This window comes from Burkholderia sp. KJ006 (assembly GCF_000262695.1).
Lineage (GTDB): Bacteria > Pseudomonadota > Gammaproteobacteria > Burkholderiales > Burkholderiaceae > Burkholderia > Burkholderia vietnamiensis.
On the sequence record NC_017920.1, the window covers coordinates 727,502 to 754,498 of the forward strand.

At 66.7% G+C, this 26,997-nt stretch carries 31 protein-coding genes, 1 tRNA gene, 1 pseudogene and 1 riboswitch; of the genes and pseudogenes, 13 read left to right on the forward strand and 20 right to left on the reverse strand.

From position 1 onward, the window contains the following. The first annotated feature begins 10 nt into the window (after window positions 1–10). Together purM and MYA_RS03275 are read left to right on the forward strand one after the other, a co-directional pair. Window positions 11–1,066 (forward strand): phosphoribosylformylglycinamidine cyclo-ligase, encoded by a 1,056-nt coding sequence (gene purM, locus MYA_RS03270; protein ID WP_011883372.1) that lies wholly within the window; start codon window positions 11–13, stop codon window positions 1,064–1,066. A 107-nt stretch (window positions 1,067–1,173) separates the two neighbouring features. After that, window positions 1,174–1,541: pseudogene (locus tag MYA_RS03275) on the forward strand (YybH family protein). 26 nt (window positions 1,542–1,567) lie between these two features. Here the strand turns inward: MYA_RS03275 and miaA are convergent. Continuing rightward, window positions 1,568–2,542 carry a tRNA (adenosine(37)-N6)-dimethylallyltransferase MiaA gene (gene miaA / locus MYA_RS03280; protein ID WP_041493758.1) on the reverse strand — a complete coding sequence of 325 codons (975 nt, stop codon included), beginning with the start codon at window positions 2,540–2,542 and terminating at the stop codon, window positions 1,568–1,570. Beyond that, window positions 2,539–4,557 (reverse strand): DNA mismatch repair endonuclease MutL, encoded by a 2,019-nt coding sequence (gene mutL, locus MYA_RS03285; RefSeq protein ID WP_014722493.1) that lies wholly within the window; start codon window positions 4,555–4,557, stop codon window positions 2,539–2,541. Before mutL ends, miaA begins: the two co-directional genes overlap by 4 nt. A 174-nt stretch (window positions 4,558–4,731) precedes the next feature. Here mutL and MYA_RS03290 point away from each other — a divergent pair, with 174 nt between their 5' ends. After that, the gene (locus MYA_RS03290; protein ID WP_014722494.1) at window positions 4,732–5,415 is read left to right on the forward strand and encodes a DedA family protein; all 684 of its coding nucleotides are present in this window, start codon (window positions 4,732–4,734) and stop codon (window positions 5,413–5,415) included. Between the two features lie 243 nt (window positions 5,416–5,658). Here the strand turns inward: MYA_RS03290 and cysC are convergent, their stop codons facing one another. The 13 genes from cysC to MYA_RS03350 form a co-directional block, all read right to left on the reverse strand. Next, on the reverse strand, window positions 5,659–6,246 hold the full coding sequence (gene cysC / locus MYA_RS03295) for an adenylyl-sulfate kinase (RefSeq protein ID WP_014722495.1): 588 nt from the start codon (window positions 6,244–6,246) through the stop codon (window positions 5,659–5,661). Beyond that, a complete protein-coding gene (locus MYA_RS30880) occupies window positions 6,243–6,605 on the reverse strand; it encodes a hypothetical protein (protein WP_148278543.1) in 363 nt (120 codons plus the stop codon). Before MYA_RS30880 ends, cysC begins: the two co-directional genes overlap by 4 nt. Before the next feature lie 146 nt (window positions 6,606–6,751). Further along, complete coding sequence (locus MYA_RS03300; RefSeq protein WP_014722496.1) at window positions 6,752–7,585, reverse strand: class II glutamine amidotransferase; 834 nt, start codon at window positions 7,583–7,585, stop codon at window positions 6,752–6,754. 116 nt (window positions 7,586–7,701) lie between these two features. Continuing rightward, window positions 7,702–8,031 (reverse strand): carboxymuconolactone decarboxylase family protein, encoded by a 330-nt coding sequence (locus MYA_RS03305; RefSeq protein ID WP_011883382.1) that lies wholly within the window; start codon window positions 8,029–8,031, stop codon window positions 7,702–7,704. Window positions 8,032–8,640: 609 nt separating this feature from the next. Further along, window positions 8,641–8,716, reverse strand: a tRNA-Lys gene (locus MYA_RS03310). A 58-nt stretch (window positions 8,717–8,774) separates the two neighbouring features. Continuing rightward, window positions 8,775–9,524: a tol-pal system protein YbgF gene (gene ybgF, locus MYA_RS03315; protein WP_011883385.1), complete on the reverse strand. Its 750-nt coding sequence runs from the start codon at window positions 9,522–9,524 to the stop codon at window positions 8,775–8,777. 19 nt (window positions 9,525–9,543) lie between these two features. Continuing rightward, window positions 9,544–10,056: a peptidoglycan-associated lipoprotein Pal gene (gene pal / locus MYA_RS03320; protein ID WP_011883386.1), complete on the reverse strand. Its 513-nt coding sequence runs from the start codon at window positions 10,054–10,056 to the stop codon at window positions 9,544–9,546. Window positions 10,057–10,075: 19 nt separating this feature from the next. Beyond that, window positions 10,076–11,371 carry a Tol-Pal system beta propeller repeat protein TolB gene (tolB, locus tag MYA_RS03325; RefSeq protein ID WP_041493759.1) on the reverse strand — a complete coding sequence of 432 codons (1,296 nt, stop codon included), beginning with the start codon at window positions 11,369–11,371 and terminating at the stop codon, window positions 10,076–10,078. A gap of 109 nt (window positions 11,372–11,480) precedes the next feature. Beyond that, on the reverse strand, window positions 11,481–12,548 hold the full coding sequence (gene tolA, locus MYA_RS03330) for a cell envelope integrity protein TolA (RefSeq protein ID WP_011883393.1): 1,068 nt from the start codon (window positions 12,546–12,548) through the stop codon (window positions 11,481–11,483). Beyond that, window positions 12,545–12,994 carry a protein TolR gene (gene tolR, locus MYA_RS03335; protein WP_011883394.1) on the reverse strand — a complete coding sequence of 150 codons (450 nt, stop codon included), beginning with the start codon at window positions 12,992–12,994 and terminating at the stop codon, window positions 12,545–12,547. Before tolR ends, tolA begins: the two co-directional genes overlap by 4 nt. Before the next feature lie 10 nt (window positions 12,995–13,004). Beyond that, window positions 13,005–13,682 (reverse strand): protein TolQ, encoded by a 678-nt coding sequence (gene tolQ, locus MYA_RS03340; RefSeq protein ID WP_011883396.1) that lies wholly within the window; start codon window positions 13,680–13,682, stop codon window positions 13,005–13,007. Between the two features lie 144 nt (window positions 13,683–13,826). Then, on the reverse strand, window positions 13,827–14,312 hold the full coding sequence (ybgC, locus tag MYA_RS03345) for a tol-pal system-associated acyl-CoA thioesterase (protein WP_011883398.1): 486 nt from the start codon (window positions 14,310–14,312) through the stop codon (window positions 13,827–13,829). A gap of 116 nt (window positions 14,313–14,428) precedes the next feature. Next, complete coding sequence (locus tag MYA_RS03350; RefSeq protein ID WP_011883400.1) at window positions 14,429–15,175, reverse strand: SDR family oxidoreductase; 747 nt, start codon at window positions 15,173–15,175, stop codon at window positions 14,429–14,431. A 180-nt stretch (window positions 15,176–15,355) separates the two neighbouring features. Then, a riboswitch (ZMP/ZTP riboswitch) is annotated at window positions 15,356–15,456 on the forward strand. A 137-nt stretch (window positions 15,457–15,593) separates the two neighbouring features. Between MYA_RS03350 and glyA the strand changes: the two genes are divergently transcribed. From glyA to MYA_RS03385, 7 genes are all read left to right on the forward strand, one after another. After that, the gene (gene glyA, locus MYA_RS03355; protein ID WP_014722503.1) at window positions 15,594–16,841 is read left to right on the forward strand and encodes a serine hydroxymethyltransferase; all 1,248 of its coding nucleotides are present in this window, start codon (window positions 15,594–15,596) and stop codon (window positions 16,839–16,841) included. A 6-nt stretch (window positions 16,842–16,847) separates the two neighbouring features. Continuing rightward, window positions 16,848–17,327: a transcriptional regulator NrdR gene (gene nrdR, locus MYA_RS03360; protein WP_006760615.1), complete on the forward strand. Its 480-nt coding sequence runs from the start codon at window positions 16,848–16,850 to the stop codon at window positions 17,325–17,327. 171 nt (window positions 17,328–17,498) lie between these two features. Further along, entirely contained in the window at window positions 17,499–18,059 is a 561-nt protein-coding gene (locus MYA_RS03365) for a GspH/FimT family pseudopilin (protein WP_011883405.1), read from the forward strand. Beyond that, on the forward strand, window positions 18,056–18,478 hold the full coding sequence (locus MYA_RS03370) for a hypothetical protein (RefSeq protein WP_014722505.1): 423 nt from the start codon (window positions 18,056–18,058) through the stop codon (window positions 18,476–18,478). Before MYA_RS03365 ends, MYA_RS03370 begins: the two co-directional genes overlap by 4 nt. After that, the gene (locus MYA_RS03375; protein WP_014722506.1) at window positions 18,468–19,301 is read left to right on the forward strand and encodes a type IV pillus assembly protein; all 834 of its coding nucleotides are present in this window, start codon (window positions 18,468–18,470) and stop codon (window positions 19,299–19,301) included. Before MYA_RS03370 ends, MYA_RS03375 begins: the two co-directional genes overlap by 11 nt. A gap of 197 nt (window positions 19,302–19,498) precedes the next feature. Then, window positions 19,499–19,957, forward strand: coding sequence for a pilus assembly PilX family protein (locus tag MYA_RS03380; RefSeq protein WP_014722508.1), 459 nt, complete (start codon window positions 19,499–19,501; stop codon window positions 19,955–19,957). Then, entirely contained in the window at window positions 19,957–20,409 is a 453-nt protein-coding gene (locus MYA_RS03385; RefSeq protein ID WP_041493936.1) for a type IV pilin protein, read from the forward strand. Before MYA_RS03380 ends, MYA_RS03385 begins: the two co-directional genes overlap by 1 nt. Before the next feature lie 52 nt (window positions 20,410–20,461). Here MYA_RS03385 and MYA_RS03390 read toward each other — a convergent pair whose 3' ends face one another. From MYA_RS03390 to MYA_RS03400, 3 genes are all read right to left on the reverse strand, one after another. Further along, window positions 20,462–20,905 carry a DUF3318 domain-containing protein gene (locus tag MYA_RS03390; protein ID WP_011883413.1) on the reverse strand — a complete coding sequence of 148 codons (444 nt, stop codon included), beginning with the start codon at window positions 20,903–20,905 and terminating at the stop codon, window positions 20,462–20,464. A gap of 43 nt (window positions 20,906–20,948) precedes the next feature. Beyond that, complete coding sequence (locus MYA_RS03395; protein WP_011883414.1) at window positions 20,949–21,338, reverse strand: phage holin family protein; 390 nt, start codon at window positions 21,336–21,338, stop codon at window positions 20,949–20,951. Window positions 21,339–21,462: 124 nt separating this feature from the next. Then, window positions 21,463–21,765 (reverse strand): DUF883 family protein, encoded by a 303-nt coding sequence (locus MYA_RS03400; protein ID WP_011883416.1) that lies wholly within the window; start codon window positions 21,763–21,765, stop codon window positions 21,463–21,465. Between the two features lie 317 nt (window positions 21,766–22,082). Here MYA_RS03400 and MYA_RS03405 point away from each other — a divergent pair, with 317 nt between their 5' ends. Next, window positions 22,083–22,721, forward strand: coding sequence for a peroxiredoxin (locus tag MYA_RS03405; protein ID WP_014722511.1), 639 nt, complete (start codon window positions 22,083–22,085; stop codon window positions 22,719–22,721). A 126-nt stretch (window positions 22,722–22,847) separates the two neighbouring features. On the opposite strand, the gene MYA_RS03410 is transcribed toward MYA_RS03405, so the two are convergent. Beyond that, window positions 22,848–24,035 carry an acyl-CoA dehydrogenase gene (locus MYA_RS03410; protein ID WP_011883419.1) on the reverse strand — a complete coding sequence of 396 codons (1,188 nt, stop codon included), beginning with the start codon at window positions 24,033–24,035 and terminating at the stop codon, window positions 22,848–22,850. A 122-nt stretch (window positions 24,036–24,157) separates the two neighbouring features. On the opposite strand from MYA_RS03410, the gene MYA_RS03415 reads away from it, so the two are divergent. Together MYA_RS03415 and MYA_RS03420 are read left to right on the forward strand one after the other, a co-directional pair. Continuing rightward, window positions 24,158–24,949 (forward strand): IclR family transcriptional regulator, encoded by a 792-nt coding sequence (locus MYA_RS03415; protein ID WP_011883421.1) that lies wholly within the window; start codon window positions 24,158–24,160, stop codon window positions 24,947–24,949. A gap of 125 nt (window positions 24,950–25,074) precedes the next feature. After that, window positions 25,075–25,485: a GFA family protein gene (locus MYA_RS03420; RefSeq protein WP_011883423.1), complete on the forward strand. Its 411-nt coding sequence runs from the start codon at window positions 25,075–25,077 to the stop codon at window positions 25,483–25,485. A 659-nt stretch (window positions 25,486–26,144) separates the two neighbouring features. On the opposite strand, the gene MYA_RS03425 is transcribed toward MYA_RS03420, so the two are convergent. Beyond that, window positions 26,145–26,948 carry an EAL domain-containing protein gene (locus MYA_RS03425; RefSeq protein ID WP_011883431.1) on the reverse strand — a complete coding sequence of 268 codons (804 nt, stop codon included), beginning with the start codon at window positions 26,946–26,948 and terminating at the stop codon, window positions 26,145–26,147. Between the last annotated feature and the right edge of the window lie 49 nt (window positions 26,949–26,997).

Here is a 26,997-nt window from a genome sequence, read left to right on the forward strand (position 1 = left end):
GCATTCCCCCATGAATCCTCCGAAATCCGCTCCCGACGCTCAGGGTCTGTCCTACCGCGACGCAGGCGTCGACATCGACGCGGGCGACGCGCTCATCGACAAGATCAAGCCTTTTGCGAAGAAAACGCTGCGCGACGGCGTGCTCGGCGGCATCGGCGGCTTCGGCGCGCTGTTCGAAGTGCCGAAGAAGTACCGGGAGCCCGTGCTCGTGTCGGGCACCGACGGCGTGGGCACCAAGCTGAAGCTCGCATTTCATCTGAACAAACACGACACCGTCGGCCAGGATCTGGTCGCGATGAGCGTGAACGACATCCTCGTGCAAGGCGCCGAGCCGCTGTTCTTCCTCGACTACTTCGCCTGCGGCAAGCTCGACGTCGACACGGCCGCGACCGTCGTCAAGGGCATCGCCCATGGCTGCGAGCTGTCGGGCTGCGCGCTGATCGGCGGCGAAACGGCCGAGATGCCGGGCATGTACCCGGACGGCGAATACGACCTGGCCGGTTTTGCGGTCGGCGCGGTCGAGAAGAGCAAGATCATCGACGGCAGCACGATCGGCGCAGGCGACGTGGTGCTCGGCCTCGCATCGAGCGGCATCCACTCGAACGGCTTCTCGCTGGTGCGCAAGATCATCGAGCGCGCGAACCCCGACCTGTCGGCCGATTTCCACGGCCGCTCGCTGGCGGACACGCTGATGGCGCCCACCCGCATCTACGTGAAGCCGCTGCTCGCGCTGATGCAGAAGCTGACGGTGAAGGGCATGGCGCACATCACCGGCGGCGGCCTCGTCGAGAACATTCCGCGCGTGCTGCGCGAAGGCCTCACCGCCGAGCTCGACCAGAACGCCTGGCCGCTGCCGCCGCTGTTCAAGTGGCTGCAGGAGCACGGCGGCGTTGCGGACGCCGAAATGCACCGCGTGTTCAACTGCGGGATCGGGATGGCCGTGATCGTCGCGGCAGCCGATGCGGACGCGGCGATCGCCGACCTGACGGCCGCCGGCGAGCAGGTGTGGAAGATCGGCACCGTACGTGCGAGCCGCGAAGGCGAGGCGCAGACGGTCGTGGTCTGACGCGCCGCCGCAGCATGCAGTGACGAAAGCCGCCCGGAGACGATCCGGGCGGTTTTTTTTCGCGCTCGGCGCGGGCGTGCCGATGCGGCATTGAAGGAGGAACGACGATGACCGAAGACGAACACGCGATTCGCGCGCTGGTGGAAACCTGGTTCGTGTCGAGCCGCCGCGGCGATCTGGCGACCGTGCTCGACCTGATCGCCGACGATGCGATCTTCATGGTCGCCGGCCAGCCGCCGTTCGACAAGGCGGCGTTCGCGGCCGTATCGCGCGGCGCGCACGCGGTGGCCGTCGACGGCCGTTACCGGATCGACGAGCTGCGCGTGATGGGCGACTGGGCGTATCTGCGCAATTTCATCGAGATCGACGCGACGTCGCCGGGCGGCGCTCGGGCCACACGCTGACGATCTTCCGCAAGCGCGACGGCCGCTGGCAGCTGGTGCGCGACGCCAATCTCGTGACGCTCGCGCAGTAAGTGCGGCGGCTCGCGACGCGGGCGCGTCAGCGCGCGGCGCGGCCGTCGAGCACGCGCTCGAGCGCATCGAGCGCCTGCGCGGTCGAGTCGCGTGCGATGCAGTCGACCACGATCCGTTCGGGCATCGCGCGCAGCCACGTGATCTGCCGTTTGCACAGCTGGCGCGTCGCGAAGATGCCCTTGTCGCGCATCGTCCGGTAGTCGATGGCGCCGTCGAGGTACTCCCACGCCTGCCGGTAGCCGACGCAGCGCATCGACGGCAGCCCCAGATGAAGATCCTCGCGGCGGCGCAGTCGTTCGACTTCGTCGATGAAGCCCGCCTCGAGCATCGCGTCGAAGCGCTGCGCGATGCGCGCATGCAGCACCGCGCGGTCCGACGGCTCGAGCGCGACCGGCACGAAGCGGTAGGCGGCGGCCGCATCGTCCGCGGCGCGCGGCGCGGCGAGCAGCGCGGACATCGGTTGCCCGCTCAGCATGCACACCTCGAGCGCGCGCTGGATGCGCTGCGCATCGTTCGGCGCGAGCCGCGCGGCGGTCGCCGGATCGATCCGCGCCAGCCGCGCATGAAGCGCGGGCCAGCCGTCGCGTGCGGCGTCGGCATCGAGTTCCGCGCGCAGCGCCGGGTCGGCGCCCGGCAGGTCGTTGAGCCCCTGCGTCAGCGCCTTGTAGTACAGCATCGTGCCGCCGGCGAGCAGCGGCGTGTTGCCGCGCGCGGCGATCTCGCCGATCAGCCGCAGCGTGTCCGCGCGAAAGCTCGCGGCCGAGTACGAATCGGCCGGGTCGATGATGTCGATCAGATGGTGCGGCACGCGCGCGCGTTCGTCGCGCGTCGGTTTCGCGGTGCCGATATCCATGTCGCGGTAGACCAGCGCCGAATCGACGCTGACGATCTCGATCGGCCGGCGCGCGGCCAGCGCGAGCGCGGCGGCCGTCTTGCCGGACGCGGTGGGGCCGAGCAGGCATGCGATCGTCGTCGGACGGGACTGCAACGAAACGCTCATTGGCCGCGCATGAACAGGCGGTCGAGGTCGTTCAGCGTCAGCTGATACCACGTCGGTCGGCCGTGATTGCATTGATCGGCGCGCTCGGTCGCTTCCATCTGCCGCAGCAGCGCGTTCATCTCGTCGAGCGTCAGGCGCCGGTTCGCGCGCACCGCGTGGTGACACGCGAGCGTGCCGAGCAGCTCGTGCTGGCGCTCGGTGAGCACGCGCGAGCCGCCGAACGCATGCAGATCGGCCAGCACCGCGCGGGCGAGCGACTGCAGGTCGGCATCCTTCAGCAGCGCGGGCACCGCGCGGATCGCGAGCGTCGTCGGCGACAGCACCGCGAGATCGAAGCCGAGCGATTCGAGCGTGTCGCGCTCTTCCTCGACGGTGCCGATCTCGACCGGCGTCGCCGTCATCGATATCGGCAGCAGCAGCGACTGCACGGCGACCGTGCGATCGGCGAGCGCGTTCTTGAACTGCTCGTAGAGAATTCGTTCGTGGGCCGCGTGCATGTCGACGATCACGAGGCCGTGCGCGTTTTGAGCGAGCACATAGATCCCGTGGATCTGGCCGAGTGCGAAGCCGAGCGGCTGCTCGTCGTGCGCGGCGGCCGTGAGCGGCATGGCGGCGAAGCCGGGCAGCGGAGTGCGCGACGGGTCGGCTGGATCGGCGGAATCGCGTGCGACGAGCGGCGTGCCGTCGGCCGTGTCCTTGCGGCCGAACAGCGCGTCGTAGAGCGCGAGCGGCTGTGCGACCGGCAGCGTGCCCTGCGTCATGCGCGCCTGACGCATCCACGTGCTGCCGGGCGACGAGGCGGACGAAGTGGACGAGGAGCTCGACGACGCACCGAACGAAGCCGCCGGCGAGAAGCCCGTCGCGCCCGTGCCCGCCGCGCTGCGCTGACCGAGCGGCGTATCGCCGAACGAGGCGGGCTCGCGTGGCGTGGCTTCGAGGTGCGCGGCGTGGCCGCCGGCGGTCGTGTCCGGCGACGCGCCCGCATGGCGCGCGAGCGCGCGCTGCACCGCGTGGAACACGTATTGGTGGATCGAGCGCGAATCGCGGAAGCGCACTTCGATCTTCGACGGATGCACGTTCACGTCGACGGCTTCCGGCGGCAGGTCGAGGAACAGCACGTAGGACGGATAGCGGTCGCCGTGCAGCACGTCCTCATACGCGGCGCGCACCGCGTGCGTGAGCAGCTTGTCGCGCACGAAGCGGCCGTTCACGAAGAAGTATTGCTGGTCCGCGCGGCCGCGGCTCGCGGTCGGCAGGCCGGCGCAGCCGTATACGGCCAGCGGCCCGGCCCGTTCGTCGAGCGGCAGGTGCGCGGTCGCGAAGCCGTCGCCGAGGATCTTCGCGACGCGCTGCGCCGGCTCGCTCGCGTTCCAGTGCTCGACGGCCTTGCCGTTGTGCAGCACCGAGATCGCGACGTCCGGGCGCGCGAGCGCCGCGCGGCGGATCATTTCGATGCAGTGGCCGAACTCGGTCTGCTCGCTTTTCAGGAATTTGCGGCGCGCGGGCGTGTTGAAGTACAGCTCGCGCACCTCGATCGTCGTGCCGACCGCGCCGGCGGCCGGCGACAGCGCGCCGGTCGTCGCGTCGATCTTCGTCGCATGCGCGACGTCGGCCGTGCGGCTGGTGATCGCCAGCTCGGCGACCGACGCGATCGACGCCAGCGCTTCGCCGCGAAAACCGAGCGTCGCCACGGCCTCGAGCTCTTCGAGCGAGCGGATCTTGCTGGTCGCGTGGCGCATCAGCGCGAGCGGCAGCTCGTCGGGCGGAATGCCGCAGCCGTCGTCGGTGATCGAGATGCGCTTGACGCCGCCTTCCTCGAGCACGATGCGCAGCGAGCGCGCGCCGGCGTCCATCGCGTTCTCGAGCAATTCCTTGACGACCGACGCCGGGCGCTCGACGACCTCGCCGGCCGCGATCTGGCTGATCAGCTGGTCGGGCAGCGGCTGGATCGCGCGCAGGCGGCGCGGGGCAGGGGCGGACGCGTCGCCTGCGACCGTTTGGGTGATTTCGGACATGGCCGAATTATAGCGACGCGGCGGCGGCGTGCCGGAGCCGCCGGCCGTTACGTTTTTTCACGGAGCCTTAAGGTAGTTTCGGTATCATGGGGCTCCGTTGCGCGCGCCGCCTTGTCCGGCGGGCGTTCACGCTTGTTCCGGCCGGTCCGGCCCTTCGCCTTCGAGGAATCGCATTTGGATACGCTGCTTCATTTCGTCAACCTGGTCCTGCACATCGACGCGTTCCTCGGCGACTTCATCCGGCAGTACGGCGCATGGGTGTATCTGGTGTTGTTCCTGATCGTGTTCTGCGAGACGGGGCTCGTCGTGCTGCCGTTCCTGCCCGGCGATTCGCTGCTGTTCATCGGCGGTGCGTTCGCGGCAACCGGCGACATGAACGTCGGCGCGTTGATCGCGCTGCTGCTCGTCGCGGCGACGGCCGGCAATACCGTCAACTACCTGATCGGCCGCTGGATCGGGCCGAAGGTGTTCAATACGCATATCCCGGTGCTCGAGCGCTTCCTCGATCGCGCGGCGCTGCAGAAGACGCATTCGTTCTACGACAAGCATGGCGGCAAGACGATCGTGCTCGCGCGGTTCATCCCGGTGGTGCGCACGTTCGCGCCGTTCGTCGCCGGTGCATCGGCGATGAGCTTCACGCGCTTCCAGTTGTTCAACGTGATCGGGGCGCTCCTGTGGGTGCTGCTGCTGGTGCTGCTCGGTTACTTCTTCGGCAATATTCCGTTCATCCGGCAGTACCTGAACGTGATCGTGCTGGCGGGGATCGGCGCTGCCGTCGTGCCGGTTGCGCTCGGTGCGCTGTGGAAGCTCGTGCGCGGGCGGCAGTCGGGCAGCACGCAGAAGACGGGCGGGCGCTGAGCAGGCGCGGTTTCTGTCGATTGAAGTAAAAAGCGGGGCAGCTCGATGGGAGCTGCCCCGCTTTTTTGTGCGTTGCGTGCATCGCTTGTGCGCAGGAGGCGAATGCGGCGCTCGACGAAGGAATCGACGTGTAGCCGCTGCCGTGGATGACCGGACGACCCGGCTGCGGGGCGAGCCGCAGTCGATGTGTTGCGCGTGCTCGCCGCAATGGTGGTGAGTCGATGCTTGCCGTGCGAGCGCGGCCTACAACGGCAATTGCCGCATGATCTCGGCCATGCAGTCGTCGGGGCTCGCCTCCGCCGTCCTCACGTGTACTTCGGGCGACTCCGGTTGCTCGTACGGCGAGCCGATGCCGGTGAATTGCTGGATGGTTCCGCGTCGCGCCAACACGTACAGCCCCTTCGGATCGCGTGCCTCGGCAACCTCCAGCGCCACGTCGACGAATACCTCGACGAAGGTGCCGGGCGCGAAGCGCGCACGCGCTTGGGCGCGTGCGTCCGCGAACGGCGAGATCAGCGCGGCGATCACGATGAAGCCCGCATCCGTCATCAGCCGCGCCACTTCGGCCGTGCGTCGGATGTTCTCGCGCCGGTCGGCATCGCTGAAGCCGAGATCCCGGTTCAACCCTTCGCGCAGCGTGTCGCCGTCGAGCAGATAAGTTCGGTGCCCGAGCGCGTCCAGCTGCAGCTTCAGCAAGCTGGCGAGCGTGGACTTGCCGGCGCCTGACACGCCCGTCAGCCACACGACGAACGGGCGCGGGTTCGCGCCCGAAAATGCGCTGCGGCCGCCTGACAGTGGATCGGGCGGAGAAGGATTGGCAGGATGATTCATTTCAGAGCCGATATGCCGAAAATCGAGGGGCAATTTTGTTTTGAGTCGATCTGTCGATCGCAATGTCGGCCGATTGTAACGTGCTTTTCGATGTCTCGTAAATTTCCTATCTTATTACGAAATATTGCAGCGGAGAGTGCGCGACTGGCAATTTCCACGGACTGCGTAACAATTTGAAATAAGGGTGGTAATCGAATTGAAACGAACCCAGGCATTATTGCCGCCGCCTTGCCCGGTATGGCTGACATCGCATCAACGTATCGCACACGTAATGGCGTGACTTTCCATTTCGGCACGGATAATGCGGTGGTGAGTATTTCCGTTTTAAATAGAATTGCCAGATTAAAATGGGGCTGCAAGATGGTTCGTTAATCGGCTGTCAATCTCGAGGATTTTAGAGTCATATTTTTTTGCGCGAGGTTTTACGCCGCGAATCTCCGCGGATAATATCCCCGGGCGCAATGCCGCGCCCTCGGCAAGTGACTGATATTCCGGGAAAAGCGCGTCACTTGTGCCTTGGATTGAATGGCCGCTGCTGTACATCGGCCCCATGCGCGACGATTGCCGTGCTTTCGGGCACTTCTTCCCATGCGCCGCGCAGGTCGACGAGCGGCTCGGATACGACCATGAACGCATCGTTGCCCACTTCCGCGATACGCGGATTGTGCGGATACAGTTCGTGCAAATGCCTGAACGACGTGCTGTGGAACAGCGATCGCGATTGCCGTTCGCTCGAATAGCGCGCCGCGACGATCCGCTCGCCGTCGGTCGCGCAGACCGTCATGTTGAGCGGCTCGGCGACGCGATACCGCGCCGCGGTTTCCTCGATCACGCCGACCATGCGCTCGAGCGCGGGCAGCGGGGCTTGCTCCAGGCCGTAGGTCAGCGCGAGACGAAACATCAATTCGGAGTCGGTCGAGCCTTCCAGCGTCGAGAACAGCGCGGGGTCGACCTTCATCGTCAGGTCGCGGCGCAGCTTGTGGAAATCGCGGATCAGCCCATTGTGCGCGAACAGCCAGCGGCCGTGGCGGAACGGATGGCAGTTGGTTTCCTGCACGGGCCCATCGGTCGCCGCGCGGATATGCGCGACGAACATGCGCGAGTGGATCGCGCGGGCCGCTTCGCGCAGATTGCGGTCGTTCCAGGCGGGATGCACGGAGCGGTAGCGGAACGGCAGTTCATCGGGATGGCCGTACCAGCCGATCCCGAAGCCGTCGCCGTTGGTCGTCGTCACGCCGAGTTCCGAATGCAGGCTCTGGTCGATCAGCGAATGCTTCGCGCGAAACAGCACGGTCTCGAGCGGGATCGGATTGCCGGTGTAGGCGAGCCAGCGGCACATGGAGCGCTCCTTCGCGATGAACTGTCGCGCATGGTAGCGGAGTTCGCGGCGGCCGGTCCGCTGGACTGGCCGCCGCGATCGTCGGGTGACGATTCGGCGGCTACGCGGCGCGCGCGTCAGTCGCCGAGTGCGTCCATCACGCGTGCCGAGTAGACGAGCGCCGCGCCCGCATTCAGCGCGATCGCGACGCCGAGCGCCTCGGCCACTTCCTCCTTGGTCGCGCCGTGCTTCGCGGCTTCGGCAGTGTGCACCGCGATACAGCCGTCGCAGCGTGTCGTGACGGCCACCGCGAGGGCGATCAGCTCGCGCGTCTTCGCGTCGAGATGGCCCGTCTTCGCGCCGGCGCCCGACAGCGCCTTGTAGCCGGCCAACGTGTCGGGCGAGAGCTTCGCGATGTCGCCGATGCGAGTCGTCAGTTCCTTCCGGTATTCGTTCCAGTTCAGCATGATGCGTCCTTTGGATGGGTTGAGCGGCTGGTGCCGCGATCTCGGGCGATGCATGGCTATTCTGGGCGTTACGGATGAGGGTTTCGATAGCCGATAGCGACATTTTTGGCGTAAACGTCTCATGGACGCGTGGCGTCGATGGTTGTCGTCGGGCCGGAAGTCACGTCGAGGTGAAGGATGCATGCGGCGGCCTTGCCCGGGCCGGCGTCGACCGTCCGCTCGCGATGTCGCATGGTCGCGTTTCATCTGTTGCCGGTCGATCTCGGCGCGACATTTCCGTGGAAGGGTATTGGCCCGTTCGTCGTGGGGAGCCGGACGATGCGCGCGTGGCGCGTTCCTGCAGCAGACGCGGCGCGGGCGAAGCGGCGATCGGGTTAGCGCTCGGCTCGCACTCGGAGCAGGCGTTCCGTGCGGTGCTCGGTGCGACGCTGCGGCGATGGCTGCGCACGCAGCGTGCAGGATGACGCGAACGAGCGTGGTCGTCGCGGCGAGGATGTCGGAGAACGGGTAGGGCGATGGAGACGCGGCCGCGGCAGCCCGGAGACTCAACCGGCGAGCACCAATGAAAAAGGGGCTTCCGGTTTCCCGGAAGCCCCTTTTTTACATCCTTGGTAGGCCGTGCGTGACTCGAACACGCGACCAACGGATTAAAAGTCCGCTGCTCTACCAACTGAGCTAACGACCCAAAGAGCAAAAGATTATAGCGGCGGGTCGTATACCTGTCAACGACCCGTCACGACGATTTACTTGATGCTCTCGATCTTGCCCTGCGCCGTCTGCGCCGCGTTCGACCCGGCGTACTGCGATACGACCTGCTCGAACGTCTTCTTCGCGGCCGCCTTCTGGCCTTGTTCGAGCTGGTTCGTGCCGATCGCGACGAGCGCATCGGCCGCGCGCGGATGCTGCGGATACTTGCTCACGATCGCCTGCCAAGTCGCCGTCGACCCGCGGTAGTCGCGCAGCGCGTATTGCGCATTGCCGAGCCAGTATTGCGCGGTCGGCTGGTACGGGCTTTGCGGATACTTCGCGATGAAGCTGCGGAACGACGCCGCGGCAGCCTTGAAATTGCCGTTGCGGAACTGCTGCTGCGCCGCGCTGAGCGCATCCGTTTCACCGGGCTGAACGGTGCCTTCGACACCATCGATCGTCGCCTGTTGCGGCTCGAACTTCTTGAGCCGCGTGTCGAGATCCTGGTAGTACTCCTTCTGCTGCCGTTCGAGCGTCGTCAGCCGGTTCGTCAGGTCCTCGTTCTCGCCGCGTAGCGTTGCGACCTGCTGGTTCAGCTGGTCGATACGGCCGGATTGATCGAGGATCGTACGCTGGGCTGCCGACAACTGGCTGGCCAGGTTGTCGCTCTTGCTGCGCAGATCGAGCACGGCGCGGCGCGCCTCGTTGTCGTCGAACATGCCGGCGTGCGCCGGCGCGGCCGACCACGCCGCGCCGACGACGCAGAACGCTGCGGCAACGCGCAGCCAGGATACACGGTGCGTCATACGGCAATTCTTCCGTTACTTACTGTTGGTAGACGAGGTCGGCGCGACGGTTCTGCGCCCACGATGCTTCGTCGTGGCCCGTTGCCTGCGGCTTTTCCTTGCCGAGGCTCACGGCTTCCATCTGCGAGTCGTTCACGCCGAGCAGCGCCATCGCGCGGCGGACGGCTTCCGCACGCTTCTGGCCCAGCGCGAGGTTGTACTCGCTGGTGCCGCGTTCGTCGGTGTTGCCCTGGATCAGCACGTGACGCTGCGGGTGGCTCTTCAGGTACTGAGCGTGTTGCTGCAGCAGCGGCTGGTACTCGTCCTTCACCGAATAGCTGTCGAAGTCGAAGTAGATGCTGCGCTTCGCGAGCGGGCTGTTCGGATCGTTCAGCGGATCGACGTTCACTTGCGCGACGTTGTCGGCGCTCGGCTGCGTGCTGACCGCGCCGGCGTTGTTCGCCTTGTCGTCGAGCTTCACGCCCGATTTGCACGCTGCGAGCGCGCTGATCATCATCACGGCCAGAGCCAGACGAGCTTTATTCGACATCATGGTTACTCTCCTTGTGTGGTCATTGCATGAAGGGTCCCCACGACGGCTCACGAACGGAGCCGCCCTGGACGGACAGAATCTGCGGCGGCGCGCTGCCGTCGGTGGGCACTGCTGCCAGCACGTTGCGGCCGCCCGACTGGGTCGCGTAGAGAATGTACTGGCCGTTAGCTGCGAAGCTCGGCGATTCGTCGCGATTGGTGTTCGTGATGGCGTTCGCCGCGCCGGTCTGCAAATCCTGGACGTACAGCTTGAACCCCCCACCGGTGCGGGAGATGTAGGCGAGCAGCTTGCCGTCCGGGCTCACGCGCGGGCTCGTGTTGTAGCTGCCCGTGAAGGTCACGCGCTGGGCCGCGCCGGCGCTTTCGCCTTGCGCGGGCATCCGGTAGATCTGCGGCGCGCCGCCGCGGTCGCTCGTGAAGTAGATCCAGTGGCCGTCCGGCGAATAGAACGGCTCGGTGTCGATCGAGCTGCTCTGCGTGAGCCGGCGCAGCCCGCCGCCGTTGGCGTTGACCGTATAGATCTGCGTATTGCCCGTCAGCGACAGCGCGACGGCCAGCGTGTTGCCGTCCGGCGACCACGCCGGTGCGCTGTTGTTGCCCTTCTGGTCGGAGACCATATAGCGGCGGCCGGTCGGCAGGTCGTGGATGTAGACGATCGGCTTCTTGCGCTCGAACGACACGTAGGCGACCTTCGTGCCGCTCGGCGACCACGCCGGCGAGATGATCGGCTCGGTGCTCGACAGCGCGATGCGCGCGTTCTGGCCGTCCGAATCCGAGATCTGCAGCTGGTAGCGGTTGCCCGTCTTGATCACGTACGACAGACGCGTGGCGAATACGCCGCGCACGCCGAGCAGTTTCTGGTAGATGTAGTCGGCGATCTTGTGGCCGGCGGTGCGCAGCGTGGTGTCGTTCGCGGTCAGCGACAGGCCGCCGAGGCTCTGCTGCTTGACGGTGTCGTACAGGATGAAGTTCACCTTGTACTGACCGTTCGCTTCGCGGTTCACGCTGCCGGCGACGAACGCGTTCGCGCCCTTGGCCCTCCAGGCGCCGAGATCGACCGAGGCGGTCTCGGGCACGGGCGTGCTGCCGGCGTCGATGTTGGTGAATTTGCCGCTGCGGGCGAGGTCGGCGCGCACGATCGACGTGACCTGCTGCGGCAGGCCCGCCTCGTTCGCGAAATTCGCGGTCGCGATGGGGAACTGGGTCGATCCGACGCCGGTGATCAGCACGTTGACCTGCGCGTTAGCGGCGCCGCCGGCCGCAATCAGACACGATGCCACGAGTGCCCTGAAACCTAGTTTCGTCATCAAACTCATGCTTCTTGCTTCCCATGTGACTTGGATCGCTGCGCAAGCGCAGAGACAGTAAAAATACCCTGTTCGTTCCCGTTTCGCAGCGAAGCCCGGAGTGTAAGCGCATTTCCGTTCACTCCGCCGCCTTGAAGGTAATCGTAATGCTCGATGGGGTACGACCGTCAGTATCGGGCGGCAACGGCACCGACGCCTGGATCGCGCTGACCACCGCCTGATCCCACCCCGAATTGCCGCTCGGCCGCGCGACCGATACGCTCAGCAGGTCGCCCGACGGCGTGCAGCGAATCTTCACGACGGTCGTCAATCCGGCGCGCTCGCCGCCCCAGACGATGTTCGGCTTCACGCGACGGCGCACCTTGTCCGCATAGCCGGGCGAGGCCGCGTTGCCGCCGGAGCCCGTGCCGGTGCCGCTTTTCGCGAGCCCCTGGCCGCCGCCGTCGCCCGCGCCCGCGAGACCCTGCAACTGCGCGAGGCGCGCATTTCGTTCCCGGTCGAGCTTGGCCTTGGCCGCCGCGTCGGCCTTCGCGCGCGCGGCCGCTTCGGCCTTTGCCTTGGCCTGCGCGTCCGCCTTTTCCTTTGCGGCTGCGTCGGCCTTCGCCTTGGCTGCCTGCTGGGCCTCGAGCTGCGCCTGCTTCTGCTGCTGGAGCTTTTGCTGCTCCAGTTTCTGCTGTTCGAGCTTTTGCTGCTCGGCGAGTTGCTGCTTGAGCTTCGCCGCCTGCTTCTGCTTTTCGCGTTCGGCGGCCTTTTCCGCGGCGAGCGCCGCCGCTTGCCGGGCCGCCAGCTGGGCGCGCCGCGCTTCCTCTTCCTGCTGCTTCAGCTGCTGCTCGCGGCGCTGCTGCTCGAGCTGCGCTTCGCGTGCGGCCGCCTCTTGTTGCTGGCGCTTCTTCTGCTGCAACGCGATGTCCGCCTGTTCGTCTCTCACCGGGGGAGGGGGCGGCGCGACCTTCACGGGCGGCGTCGGTGCGACGACGGGCCGCGGTGCGGGAACGTCGGGGACCTCGGTCCACAGTTCGGCTTCGGCGCCGGCCGGCGTGCTGTTCTGCCACTGCACGCCGTGGTACAGGAACAGCGCGAGCAGGACGTGCATCAGCGCGGCGAGCGCGAACGCGCGCCAGGTGCCGCGCTCGCGTGGCGGTTGCGACGGGTAGGCGTTGCCGCGCGTGGGTTGCTGCCGGTTCATTGCGATTTGACGAGGAGGCCGACGCGCTTGACGCCGCGCGCCTTCAGATCCGACATCACGGTCATGACCGCATCGTACTGCACGGTCTTGTCGGCCGCGATCACCACCGGCTGGTCCGGATGGTCGGCCTGCCTGGCCACGATGAAGCTGTCGAGCTCGGCCTTGGTCATCGTGTCTTCCTGCGTCGCGCCGGAGTCGCCCTTGTACTTGACGCTCATCGTGCGGTCGGCGTTGATGTTGACGACGACGGGCGGCGTCTGCTCCTGCGGCGCGGCATTGCCGACGGTCGGCAGATTGATGATCGACGGGGCGACGAGCGGCGCCGTCACCATGAAGATCACCAGCAGCACGAGCATCACGTCGATATACGGCACGACGTTGATGTCGGCCATCGCGCGGCGCGAGCGGCCGCCGCGCATGCTGGATCGAATGGGACTTCCTGCCATGGCGAGCTCCTTACTGGGCCTGACGCTGCAGGATGTTCGAGAATTCTTCGATGAAGGTCTCGAAGCGGATCGCGAGGCGGTCGATGTCGTGCGCGTAGCGGTTGTACGCGACCACGGCCGGAATCGCGGCGAACAGGCCGATCGCGGTGGCGACGAGCGCCTCGGCGATGCCCGGCGCGACGTTCGCGAGCGTGGCCTGCTGCACGTTCGCGAGGCCGCGGAACGAATTCATGATGCCCCACACGGTGCCGAACAGACCGATGTACGGGCTGACCGAGCCGACCGACGCGAGGAACGCGAGATTCGCTTCGAGCACGTCCATTTCGCGCTGGAACGCCGCGCGCATCGCGCGGCGTGCGCCGTCGAGCACGAGGCCCGGATCGCTCAGGCGCTTTTCCTTCGCCTTCAGGAATTCGCGCATGCCGGCTTCGAAGATGCGCTCGAGCGCGCCGATCGTGTGGCGGTTATTGGCTGCGCTCTGGTACAGCGCCTGCAGGTCGCCGCCCGACCAGAAATCCTTTTCGAAGCGCTCGGTCTGCGCGCGTGCGCGGCGGATCGCGAACCACTTGCGGAAGATGAAGGTCCACGACATCAGCGACAGCAGCAACAGCAGCCCCATCACGGCCTGGGCGAGCACGCTCGCGTTGAGGACGAGGGAAATGATCGACAGGTCTTGAGATGTGTTCATAGAGATTTGAGTAACGTCCCTTCGGGGGTGCCCGGCAAGGGCGCACGGGTGCGTGCGGTACGGCGCGCCGACGCAGCCCTGGCGCGGAACCTTGCTTAGTATCGATTCAGGAAGGCAAGTTCATGGCCTTTGTCTAAACGGGGCTCATTCGAGCTTCGTTGACGGGACAGTGTGCCCGGCGTCGATGACGGGCCCGCGTTGCAGTGCATCGAGGACGACCGGCGGGATCGCCGCGGGACGGATGCCGGAACGGTCGACGCAGCCGAGGCGGATATGCCCGGCGACCAGCAGCGTGTCGCCACGCCACGCTTCCTGCGTGAACTCCACCGACGCGCGGCCGATGCGTGCCGGGCGGCTCGTGATCGCGAGTGCGTCGTCGAGTCGCGCCGGCGCGCGGTAGTCGACCGACGTGCTGCGAACGATGAAGATCGCGCCCGTGTCGTCGGCGAGCTGGCGCTGATCGATGCCGCACGCGCGCAGCCACTCGGTGCGGGCGCGCTCGAAGAACTTCAGGTAGTTGGCATAGAAGACGATGCCGCCTGCATCGGTATCCTCGTAGTACACGCGCACCGGCCAGATGAAGCCGCGCGAGGTGTCCGGAGAGCGGGTAGGCTGAGTCATGGCGCGCATTCTACCGGAAGGCCGGGGTCCGATTCGTTACGGTTTGGTAACGGAATGTAGTGCCGCACGGCACGACGCGGGCCGCCCATGGCGGGCCCGCGGCGCGCGGTGCCAGGCGTCAGCCGTCAGCCGCGATGGACCGTCAGACCGGCCGGCGCTTGCGCGACCGGCATCATCTCGATCGTATTGATGTTGACGTGCGCGGGGCGCGTCGCGATCCAGTAGATGGTGTCGGCAATATCCTCGGCTGTGAGCGGCTGGACGTTTTGATAGACGTTCGCTGCTTTCGCGTCGTCGCCGCGGTAGCGCACGTTCGAGAACTCCGTGCCGCCGCAGAGGCCGGGCTCGATGTCGGTGACGCGCAGCGGCGTGCCGACGAGGTCGGCGCGCAGATTCAGGCTGAATTGTCTGACGAAAGCCTTGGTTGCGCCGTATACGTTTCCGCCGGGATACGGGTAGGTGCCGGCGACCGAACCGAGGTTGAAGATGTGGCCGCGGCCGCGCGCGATCATCCCGGGCAGCAGCGTGTGCGTGACCGTCACGAGACCGGTGCAGTTCGTGTCGATCATCGTGTGCCATTCGTCGAGGCTGGCGTTCTGGGCCGGCTCGACACCGAGCGCGAGGCCGGCGTTGTTGACCAGCACGTCGAGCGCCGCGAATTCGGCGGGAAGGGCGGCCGGCACCGCTTCGACGGCGGCGCGGTCGCGCACGTCGAGTTCGAATGGCAGCAGCGCGTCGCCCAGTTCCGCGGCGAGCGCATCGAGCCGATCCTTGCGGCGCGCGGTGGCGACGACGCGGTGGCCGCCCTTGACGAAGGCACGGGAGATGGCTGCGCCGAAGCCGGCGGACGCGCCTGTGACGAACACGATCATTGCTGCTGCTCCTGGTCGATGACGAAGTGGCCAATAGTATCGCGCAAGCCTACTGAGATTGCCGCACCGCGGCAAGGCGCGGAAGCGCGCGGGCCCGGCGCGCGGAATCCGGCCCTCATTGATTCGGCGGGGGAGGCGCGGTTGCCTATTCATGACGCATCCAATAAACTAACGCGCTCATCACCCCTGCGTGACTGGCGATAGAACCCTTCGGGTTCAAGGTGGAGCATCCCACCGTGAAGCGCGGGGCGCCGTTTTTGCCGTTCGCCTGGGCAGCCGTTGTGCGCCGTCGCGTGCATCGCCGGTGGCTGTCCTGTCTCGCGTCATACGGATTCTTCCGCCACGTCGAGCTGGTTCCACCAGCAACGCAATGTACTCGGCCGCACCGGTCAACCTGTACACACTTAACGGAAACCGTATGTTTGACAGAGCCCAAAGCACCATCGCGAACGTCGATCCCGAGATCTTTGCTGCGATCGAGCAGGAAAACCGCCGCCAGGAAGACCACATCGAGTTGATCGCCTCGGAAAACTACACGAGCCCGGCCGTGATGGCCGCACAGGGCTCGCAGCTCACGAACAAGTACGCGGAAGGTTATCCGGGCAAGCGCTACTACGGCGGCTGCGAGTACGTCGACGTGGTCGAGCAGCTGGCGATCGATCGCGTGAAGCAGCTGTTCGGCGCGGAAGCGGCGAACGTGCAGCCGAACTCGGGCTCGCAGGCGAACCAGGGCGTGTTCTTCGCGATGCTCAAGCCGGGTGACACGATCATGGGGATGAGCCTCGCGCACGGCGGGCACCTGACGCACGGCTCGCCGGTGAACATGTCGGGCAAGTGGTTCAACGTGGTGAGCTACGGGCTGAACGAAAACGAAGACATCGATTACGACGCGGCGGAAAAGCTCGCGCAGGAGCACAAGCCGAAGCTGATCGTCGCGGGCGCCTCGGCGTTCGCGCTGAAGATCGACTTCGCGCGTATGGCGCAGATCGCGAAGTCGGTCGGTGCGTACCTGATGGTGGACATGGCGCACTACGCTGGGCTGATCGCGGCGGGCGTGTATCCGAACCCGGTGCCGCACGCTGATTTCGTGACGACGACCACGCACAAGAGCCTGCGCGGCCCGCGCGGCGGCGTGATCCTGATGAAGGCGGAGTACGAGAAGCAGATCAACTCGGCGATTTTCCCGGGCATCCAGGGCGGCCCGCTGATGCACGTGATCGCGGCGAAGGCGGTGGCGTTCAAGGAAGCGCTGTCGCCGGAGTTCAAGGCGTATCAGCAAAAGGTGGTGGAGAACGCGCGGGTGCTGGCCGAGACGCTGGTCAAGCGCGGGCTGCGGATCGTGTCGGGCCGCACGGAAAGCCACGTGATGCTGGTGGACCTGCGAGCGAAGCACATCACGGGCAAGGCGGCGGAAGCGGCGCTGGGTGCGGCGCACATTACGGTGAACAAGAACGCGATTCCGAACGATCCGGAAAAGCCGTTCGTGACGAGTGGCGTGCGGCTGGGCTCGCCTGCGATGACGACGCGCGGCTTCGGGCCGGCGGAAGCGGAGCAGGTGGGCAACCTGATCGCGGACGTGCTGGAGAACCCGGAAGATGCGGCGACGCTCGAGCGCGTGCGCGCGCAAGTGGCCGAGCTGACCAAGCGTTTCCCGGTCTATCGCTGATCCGGCATGCGCTGCCCGTTCTGCCGGCATGAAGACACGCAGGTCGTCGACTCGCGCGTCTCCGAAGATGGCGCTGCGATTCGCCGGCGCCGTCGCTGCTCGGCTTGCGACAAGCGCTTCACGACGTACGAGCGGGTCGAGCTGAACCTGCCGGCCGTCGTGAAGAAGGACGGCAGCCGCACGGAATTCGACCGTCGCAAGATCGTCGCCAGCATGCAACTCGCGCTGCGCAAGCGGCCGGTTGCAGCCGATGCGATCGACGCGGCGGTCGCCCGTATCGAATATCAGCTGCTCGCCACGGGCGAGCGGGAAGTGCGTAGCGAGAAGCTCGGCGAACTCGTGATGAACGAGTTGCGCGGCCTCGATACGATCGCCTATGTCCGTTTTGCATCGGTTTACCGCCGGTTCGAGGACGTTTCCGAATTTGCCGACGTGATCGAAGAGTTCCGTCGCGCGTCCCCCTCCAAGCCTCCGCGTAAGCGCTGACGCGCCGCGTTCGTTCATCGTCTTCTCCGCAGGCCCGATTGGGCCGAGTGATCCAGTTCGTCCCGATTGTGTCGGTCTCGGCCGCATGTCGCCAGTTGGCCGTTTGGCCAATGGCGCGGGTTCGCTCGCGTCGCTACAGTCGTTGCATCACGTTGACGGAGGGCAATGGCGATGGGACTGCACCGAAAGATTGTCGGCGCGCACCTGCGGCGCTGCGACGGATTCACGCTCGTCGAGCTGATGGTCGCAATCGCGCTGGCGGCCGCGACGGCGCTCTACGCCGCTCCGGCATTCGATCAGTGGCGCATGCGCGAACGCGTCGATGCGCGCTCGCGCACGCTGCTCGGTGCGGTGTCGTTCGCCCGCACCGAGGCGGCTCGGCTCGGCGTGCGCGTCACGCTGTGCCGCGCCGGGCCCGCCGGCGATTGCGTGCGCGCCGACGAACCATGCGATCCGGCCGCATGGTCGTGCGGCTGGATCGTCAGCGGGCAGTTCGACGGGCAGTCGCGGGTGTTGAGGCGTTATCCGCGCGATCCCGACATTGCCGTGACGGGCGCCACGCACGATCTGGCGTTCGCGCCGCCGGCCGGACAGGTGATCGGCGGGATCCGGCGCTTCGAATTGCGTGCGCAGCGCGAGCGGCCTGGCGACGAGGCGCGCACGTCGCGTTGTATCCGGATTTCGGCGGGCGGTCGCGCGCGCATCGTGGCCGGCCGGTGTGACGCGGCATGAAGTGCTCGCGCCGACGAACGCACGGCACGTCGCTGCTCGAAGCGGTGCTGGCCGTTGCGCTGCTCGCGGCCGTGATGCTGACGGTGGTCGGCAGCCAGTTCGCGATGACCCGCATGCAGCGGGCGACGATCTGGCGCGAACGTGCGCTCTGGCTGGCCGACGCACGCATCGAGCGCCGTCATGCGGCACCAGGCGATTACGGCGGCCTCGCGGCGCTTGCGGCGGCATCGTTGCCCGACGGCGCAATGATGCTCGACCGTGGGGCGGCCGGTGTCAGCTATGCGATCGTCGGCTGGCGCGACGCCGACACTGCGCAGTCGGCCTCGGCGTCCGCGCGGTGCGATGCGGCGCGGACGATGACGAAGCCGCCGTCGTGTGTGCGCATTCCGTTTCGGGAGTTCGACGCCGATGAACGCTGATCGCCGCAGCCGCGCACATACGCTGCTGGAAGTCCTGATTGCGATGGTCGTCGGTCTGCTCGTGCTCGCGGCCGCCGGCGCGCTTTACCACGCACAGCGTGTCGCGCACGGGCGGGCCGAGGACGCGTTCGCGATGCGCGATGCGGCCACGACGGCCCTGATGCTGATCGGACAGCAGATTCAGATGGCCGGATTTCGTTCGCTCGACGACGACGACGCGTTGCCGCTGCCGCCGTTGTTCGGTTGCTCCGCGGCGCGGGTGCGTGGCGATGGTGCACAGGTGCGCTGCGAAGCCGCTCGCGAGGCCTCCGATGCGGTGGTGGTCCGTTATGTCGGCGACGGTGTGTCGACCTGGCCAACCATTGGCGACCAGGTATCCGACTGTCTCGGGCAGGGTATCGGTGCCCCCGGCGAGCGGCCGCTGGTGGAAAACCACTTCGATGCGCATGTCAGCCCGTCGACCGGTGAGCCCGAGCTGTACTGCGAAGGCAGCGGTCGCCCCGGCACGCCGCAGCCGGTGGTGTCCGGCATCGACCAGTTGCGTGTGCGCTATTTGCGTCGCGGAACCGTGCGATTCGCCGACGCGGCGGCGATCGGCGCTGACGGGTGGCGCGACATCGTCGCGGTACATCTGTGTGTGCGGGCGCGCGGTGAACCGATGCGCGCGCCGACGCGTCATGTCGACTGCGATGGTCGCGTAGCCGTATCCGACGATGGCCGCGCGCGCCTCACGCTGCATCGCATCGTCGCGTTGCGGAATTCATCGATCGCGTTGGCCGATCGTGTCGTGGGCGGTGTGCGTGACGGTGAGGCATTCCGATGATCCGCGCGACCCGGTCCGTCCGACGTTGTGCGACGCGGATCGCGACAGCCGATGCGTCGGCGCGCCGTGCTGCGGGCCGGCGCGGCGCAGGTGACGGCCCCGCGTTGCCGAACCGCGCGACATTACGCGCTGCGCCCGCACGTCGGCCTCGGCTTCGGCGTCGGCTTCGCAATGCCGGCCTTGCGCTGCCTGCCGTGATGGCCGTTGCCGCGGCGGTCGTGGCGCTGGCAGGCACATGGTTCGAGTCGGCGTTGACGGAATCGCGTCGCACGCGCGCGTTGTCCGATCGGATGATCGCGTTTCATGCCGCCGATGCGGCGTTGGCCGCATGCATCGTGCGTTTGCGCGGCGGCGCAGCGCCATACCTCGACGAACCGGCATCGCATGGTGAACCACGCGCGTGGCGGCGGACGCCCGCGCTGCGCGTCGCCGACGCGTTCGAGCCGTTTGCATCGTGGCCGCTGGCGGCGCAGCCGCCGCGTTGTCTGATCGAAGCGTGGCGAGGTGCCGGTCCGGCCGGCAGCCGCGCGTACCTCGTCACCGCTCGCGGCGTCGGCGGCGATGCCTCGAGCGTGGTCTGGCTGCAAAGCCAGCTCGCGTTGCGCGACGGGCACATCGTGGCGCAGCGCTGGCGTCGTGTCGTGACGGTGCAATGATGCGAGCCGCTGCTGCGATGCGCCGGCTGGCGGCCTTCACGTTGATCGAATTGATGATCGTGCTCGCAATCGTCGCTGCGTTGGCGAGCTGGGGTGTCCCGTCATATCGCGCGCACGTCGCGCGCATGCATCGCACCGCTGCGGTAAGTGCGCTGTACCGGGCCGCCCAGTATCTCGAAACGCTCGATGGCCCGCCGCCGCAGACGTTGCCGGATGCGTACACACAGGCACCGCCGGACGGGCAACCGGTCTATCGGCTTACGCTGCGGCGACCGGCCGACGGCGATGCGCCGGTGGCATACGAACTCGTCGCCAGCCCGCTCGACGCCGGGCCGATGCGTGACGACCCATGCGGTGCATTCACGCTGCGTTCGGACGGAACGAAGGGCAATGCAATGGCGGATACCGGCCAGATGGACGAACCGTCTCGCGCGTGCTGGGGCGTGCATTGAGCCCGCGCGTGACGCGCGCGGCTCAACCGCATCGCGCGCGCCCCGTGGAGCGTCAGTCGTTGCTCGCGGTGCTGTCGCGCTCGTCGCGCGATTGCTTCCAGATCTGGTAGATCTCCCATGCGGCGAAGCCCAGCGTTCCCCACTTCAGCGCCGGCCCGCCGGTTGCGCGCAACAGCGAGCGAACGGGTTTCGCGAGCACGAGCGACGCAAGCGAGCTCAGCATCGGATACTGGTTCACGATCTGGCCGATGCTCGCGTTCAGGCTTTTCGCGGATTGACCGAATTTCGAGGTCGACAGGCCGGGGATGAACACCTTCAGCCAGCTGAAGCGCGTGACGGCGTGACGCATGTCGGCGGCGGCTTCGGCGAGCTCGAGCCGCTCGACTTCGGATCGCAGGATCAGCAACTCCTTGCGGAGTGCGCGATGCTGCGACGCGCTCCAGTTCGAGCGCGACGAATGGTGGCTGGGCGAATGGCCCGTGACGTTCTGGCTCATGGCGCGTCGGCGAAATGGGTGGAACGGGTGAACGCGACGGCGTTCACGGCTTGCCGCGGAACATCTCGCGGTCCTTTTCGAGCTCGGCGAGCGTCGCCTCGAACACGGTCGGCGCGTTGCGCAGGCCCGCGCGCGCCTTCAGCACGCACACGATGCCGGCGACCGCGTACAACGCGGTGACCACCGCGAGCGACTGCCAGCGATAGGTGTCCCAGAACGCGATCGCGATCAGGACGGTCAGACTGATGAGCGCCATCGTCGCGAGCATCATCGCGGCGAGGCCGAGAAACAGCACGCCCATCAGGCGTTCCTTCTCCTCGGCCAGTTCGATGCCAACGAGTTCGAGACGCGTTTGCAGTAGGCCGATCGCGGAACCGACGAGGCGGCGCAGCGGCCCCGGGCCGGATGGCTGCGGGTGGGTGTCTGTCGTCATGGATGAGGCGCTTGCACGCGCAGTGAGCAGCAAGGTCAAGCCAGGCCGGCGGCGAGCCGCCGGCCTGCCGCGACTCCCGCGTGCCGCAGCGAGCGGCGCGCGGGGCGAAACGGCGCAGCGCGCGTTACTTGCGGTTGATCAGCAGGCCGATCAGCACGCCGACGCCGGCAGCGACGCCGATCGACGTCCACGGATGCTCGTGCACGTAGTCGTCGGTTGCGCGCGCCGCCTTCTTGCCTTTCTCGACCACCACGACCTGGACGTCGGTTGCCTTTTCCTTGGCCTGCTTCAGGCGCGACATGGCCTTTTCGCGCAGCTCGGTAGCCCGGTCGCCCGTGCTGCTCGCAGCCTGCTTCAGCAGGTCCTCGGCGTCCGCCAGAACGGTTTTGATATCCGACATCAGTTTCTCCTTGTTGATTTCCGACATTGCAACTCCCTTCATGCTGTCATGCTGCAGGTTCACATCGTAGCGAAACGCCTGCCTGCTGGCGAGCCGGGAAGACGCACGGCGACATTGCAAGACCGCATGGTAAACGAAACGTAAACAAAAACAGAGCCGCCGACGGCGTGAAAAGTGCCTTTCGCCGCTGTCCACCGCGCTCTGCGCCTGGGCAAAAATGACAAAAAAGTATGAATATCAAACGTAATAATCGTTCGCATGGCCCATTGCTTCCCGTAAGCTGAGTGACTATCCCGCGCCGACAGCGCGCGGTTTCAACCAGCATCGTTCGAGGAGGGAACATCATGGGTCTGCGTCTTGGTGACATCGCACCGGATTTCGAGCAGGAATCGAGCCTGGGCACGATCAAGTTTCATGAGTGGCTTGGCAACAGCTGGGGCATCCTGTTCTCCCATCCGGCCGACTACACGCCGGTATGCACGACGGAGCTCGGGCTCACCGCGAAGCTGAAGGGCGAATTCGACAAACGCAACGTGAAGGTGATCGCGCTGTCGGTCGATGGCGTCGAATCGCACAAGGGCTGGATCAACGACATCAACGAAACGCAGTCGACGGTCGTCGGCTTCCCGATCATCGCCGACGCCGATCGCAAGGTCTCGCAGCTGTACGACATGATCCACCCGAACGCGAACGAAACGCTGACGGTGCGCTCGCTGTTCGTGATCGATCCGAACAAGAAGGTGCGTCTCATCATCACCTATCCGGCCAGCACCGGCCGCAATTTCGACGAAGTGCTGCGCGTGATCGATTCGCTGCAACTGACCGATAATTACAAAGTCGCGACGCCGGGGAACTGGAAGGACGGCGACGACGTCGTGATCGTACCGTCGCTGCAGGATCCCGATGAGTTGAAGAAGCGCTTCCCGAAGGGCTTCAACGCGGTGCGTCCGTATCTGCGTCTGACGCCGCAGCCGAACAAGTAAGCAGCGGCTGCGCGCGATCGCCGCGCGCCCATGAAAACGGCCCGCCCGGCAGCGATGCCGGGCGGGCCGTGTCGTTTCAGCGCGCACGATGCGGTGCGACCGGCGCCGCGTCGCCTGCGCAAACGGTCAGAAGAATGCCTGGATGCCCGTCTGTGCGCGGCCGAGGATCAGCGCATGGATGTCGTGGGTTCCTTCGTACGTATTGACCACTTCGAGGTTCACGAGGTGGCGCGCGACGCCGAACTCGTCCGAGATGCCGTTGCCGCCCAGCATGTCGCGCGCGAGCCGCGCGATGTCGAGCGCCTTGCCGCACGAGTTGCGCTTCATGATCGACGTGATCTCGACGGCCGCCGTGCCTTCGTCCTTCATCCGGCCCAGCCGCAGCACGCCTTGCAGGCCGAGCGTGATTTCGGTCTGCATGTCGGCGAGCTTTTTCTGGATCAGCTGGTTCGCGGCGAGCGGCCGGCCGAACTGCTTGCGGTCGAGCACGTACTGGCGCGCGGTGTGCCAGCACGATTCGGCCGCGCCCAGCGCGCCCCACGCGATCCCGTAGCGGGCCGAGTTCAGGCACGTGAACGGGCCGCGCAGGCCGCTCACGTTCGGCATCAGGTTTTCGTCGGGCACGAACACCTCGTCGAGCACGATCTCGCCGGTGATCGACGCGCGCAGCCCGACCTTGCCGTGGATGGCCGGCGCCGACAGCCCCTTCCAGCCCTTCTCGAGGATGAAGCCGCGGATCGCGTCCGCGCCGTTTTCTTCGAGCTTCGCCCACACGACGAACACGTCGGCGATCGGCGAGTTGGTGATCCACATCTTCGAGCCGGACAGCGAATAGCCGCCCGGCACTTTCTTCGCGCGCGTGACCATGCTGCCCGGGTCCGAGCCGTGGTTCGGTTCGGTCAGCCCGAAGCAGCCGATCCATTCGCCGGTCGCGAGCTTCGGCAGATATTTCTGCTTCTGCGCGTCCGAGCCGAATTCGAAGATCGGCACCATCACGAGCGACGACTGCACGGACATCATCGACCGGTAGCCGGAGTCGACGCGCTCGACTTCGCGCGCGATCAGGCCGTAGCTGACGTAGTTGAGGCCGGGGCCGCCGTATTCGTCAGGGATCGTCGGGCCGAGCAGGCCCAGTTCGCCCATTTCGCGGAATATCGCCGCGTCGGTGCGCTCGTGGCGGAACGCCTCCGTGACGCGCGGCGCCAGCTTGTCCTGCGCATACGCGCGCGCGGCATCGCGCACCATCCGCTCCTCTTCGGTCAGTTGCTGGTCGAGCAACAGCGGATCGTCCCAATGAAAAGTTGCAACGCTCATCGTGTCATCTCCTGTCGGTCGGCGGCGGCGCTTCGCTACCGGTTCCGATTTCTATGGTCTGCTTGACTTGCGTTCCGCTGTGCGGAACAATGTTTTGCAAAACGAACCCAGTGTAGCACCAGATGACACTTTCAACCATCGACGAAACCGCGATCGACGAACGCAAGTTCGTCGTTGCGCTTGCGCGCGGGCTCGACCTGCTGCGCGCGTTCCGGCCCGGCGAAACGATGCTCGGCAATCGCGATTTTGCGGAACGCACCGGGTTGCCGAAGGCGACCGTGAACCGGCTCGCTTACACGCTGACCGTGCTCGGCTACCTGCGCTACGACGAGACGCTCGGGAAATACGCGCTGGATGCCGCGGTGCTGTCGCTCGGCTACGCGCTGCTGTCCGGGTCGGGGACGCTCGATCTTGCGCGGCCGCACATGCAGGCGCTCGCGCGCGAGATCGGCGCGGCCGTGTCGCTCGGCTGCCGCGACGGGCTCGATATGATTTATCTGGAGACGATCCGCAGCGAAACGGCGCTGACGCTCGGGCTCGCTCCCGGCTCGCGCCTGTCGATGCTGACGAGTTCGATGGGGCGTGCGTATCTGGCCGTGCAGCCGGAGGACGTGCGCCGCGCGCTCTATGCCGACCTGCATCGTGCGGCCGGCGGCGGCGCCGACGCCGATGCGCTCGTCGCGGCCGCGCAGCAGGCGGTCGCCGAATTCTCGACGGGCGGTTGCTGTTATTCGTTCCGCGCGTGGCACACGGACGTGAACGCGGCGGCCGTGCCGTTTCGCGAGCCGCGCGACGGACGCTGGCTGATCCTCAGCTGCAGCGGGCCGGCATCGTCGATGGACGAACAGGCGTTCCGTACCGACGTCGGGCCGAAACTGAAGGCGCTCGCGCAGCGGCTCGGTCAGACGGTCTGAAACGGGGCGCGCGTGGGCGCGTCGCCGGCATTGCCGCGCGCGGCCGCGGATGCCGTGCCTGTTGCAACGCGCGGGCGCCACGCTCATCATCGTTCCCTGACTTTCCGACGATGACGAGGTTCGCGATGTCTGTCCCCGAGACGATGGAAGGCGGTTGTGCGTGCGGAGCGATCCGTTACCGGATCGCCGGCATTCCGACCGACGCGGGCTTTTGCCATTGCCGGCTCTGTCAGCGCACGACCGGTGCGGCGGTCGTGGCAGCGGCATCGGTGCCGATCGGCGCGTTCGAGTATCTGCAGGGCGAGCCGACGGTCTATGCGTCGAGCGCGTGGGGTGAGCGGCGCTTTTGCGGCCGCTGCGGCGCGCAGCTCGAATATCGGCTGCGCGACGCGCCGACCACCGTCGAAATCAACTACGCGACGCTCGACGAGCCGGCGCGGCTGCGTCCGGTGTGGCACGTGTGGTATGCGGATCGTTTTCCGGGGATCGACTGTGCCGACGATCTGCCGAAATACGACGACGACGGACCGCAGTAGGCGTCGAGGTGGCGGCGACGAGCGCGCCAGCACGCGTGTTCGATCGGGTGGCGCGAACGCGGCAAGAGTCGGCCGGCGCGGCACGTGGATCGTTGCGCAGGCAACTACCGAAATACGATGACGGTGGTCGGACTAGGCGTAGGGGTGACGGCGACGAGCGCGCCAGCACGCGTGTTCGATCAGGCGGCGTGAACGCGGCAAGAGTCGGCCGTCGCGACACGTGGATCGTTGCGCAGGCAACTGGTGCGTCGACGATCTGCCGAAATACGGCGACGGCGGACCGGGATGGGCGTCGCGATGCCGGCGACGAGTGCGTCAGCGAGCCAGCACGCGCGTTCGACTCGGCTGCATGAGCGCGGCGCGAGCTGGCCGACATGGCGCGTGCGGTGCGCGGATCGTTTCTCGGAAATCGACTGTGCCGACGATCTGCCGAAATACGACGACGGCGGACCGGAGTAGGCGTCGACCCAGCGCACTCGCACCGACTGCATAAGCACGGCGCGATGCAGCAAGCCGCTAGCCCTGCATCCACCGACCGCCTGCCGCCCGCCGTTTGACGACGGACGCATACGACGCGGCACGACGGCAGCACGACCCACCCGCCCGAAGACCCCCAGCCCCCAGCACAGCACTCACCGCACCCACACGCGCAGCGCCCCTCAGGCCGTCACGACCTTCGCGAACACCGGCCCCTGCATGAAGCGCACGTCGTGCTGACGCAGCAACTCGCACTGCGTCTCGTCGACCACGCCATCGAATATCAGCGGAATCCGCACGCGCTGCGCATACGCGACCAGCGCCTTCACCATCCCGTCGCGCAGCGCGATGCCCGCATCCATCTTGATGTAATCGGGCCGCGCCATCTCCGATTCGACCGCGAGGATCCGGCCCGGGTCGGGCAGCTTGTCCGCGACCTTGAAACCGTGATGCTGATAACTGCGCGTCAGGTAGCCGAGGAAGGTCTTGTGCGCGACCGCGGCCGCCGGCAACTCGATCACGATCCGCTCGGCCGGCAGGCCGAACCGCTGCAGCACCGACGAGAAATGCTTGCCGTGATCGTACTTCACGCTCTTGAGCAGCCGTTCGTGCACGCGCAGGAACAGCAGCCCGTGGCGCTGCGCACCGAAGAAGTTGATCGCGTGCAGCGCCCGCGACAGCCGGTCGATCGCGACGAGCGTCTGGTCGTCGACGGCCGAGTCGACCGGGTCGTGCGCGGCGCCGCTGACCAGCGTGATGGCCTGGAAGCCGAGCTCGTCGCCGTAGCGCTCGATGGCATCCGCGAACGACGTCGACTGCGGCGCGCCGGGCATCGTCACGTCGTAGATCGGCTCGTAGGCGCTCGCGAGCGTGCGCTCCGGCAGATTCGCGCATGCGGTGCCGCCTTCGGCAAGCGCGAGGTGTTCCCGCAGATAAGGCAGTTGCCCGGCACGGGCGACCAGCTCGGGAATGTTGGGCGGGATCATCGGCGTAGGAAGAAAACGGCGGCCGAAAGGGCCGCCTCGTATCTCGATA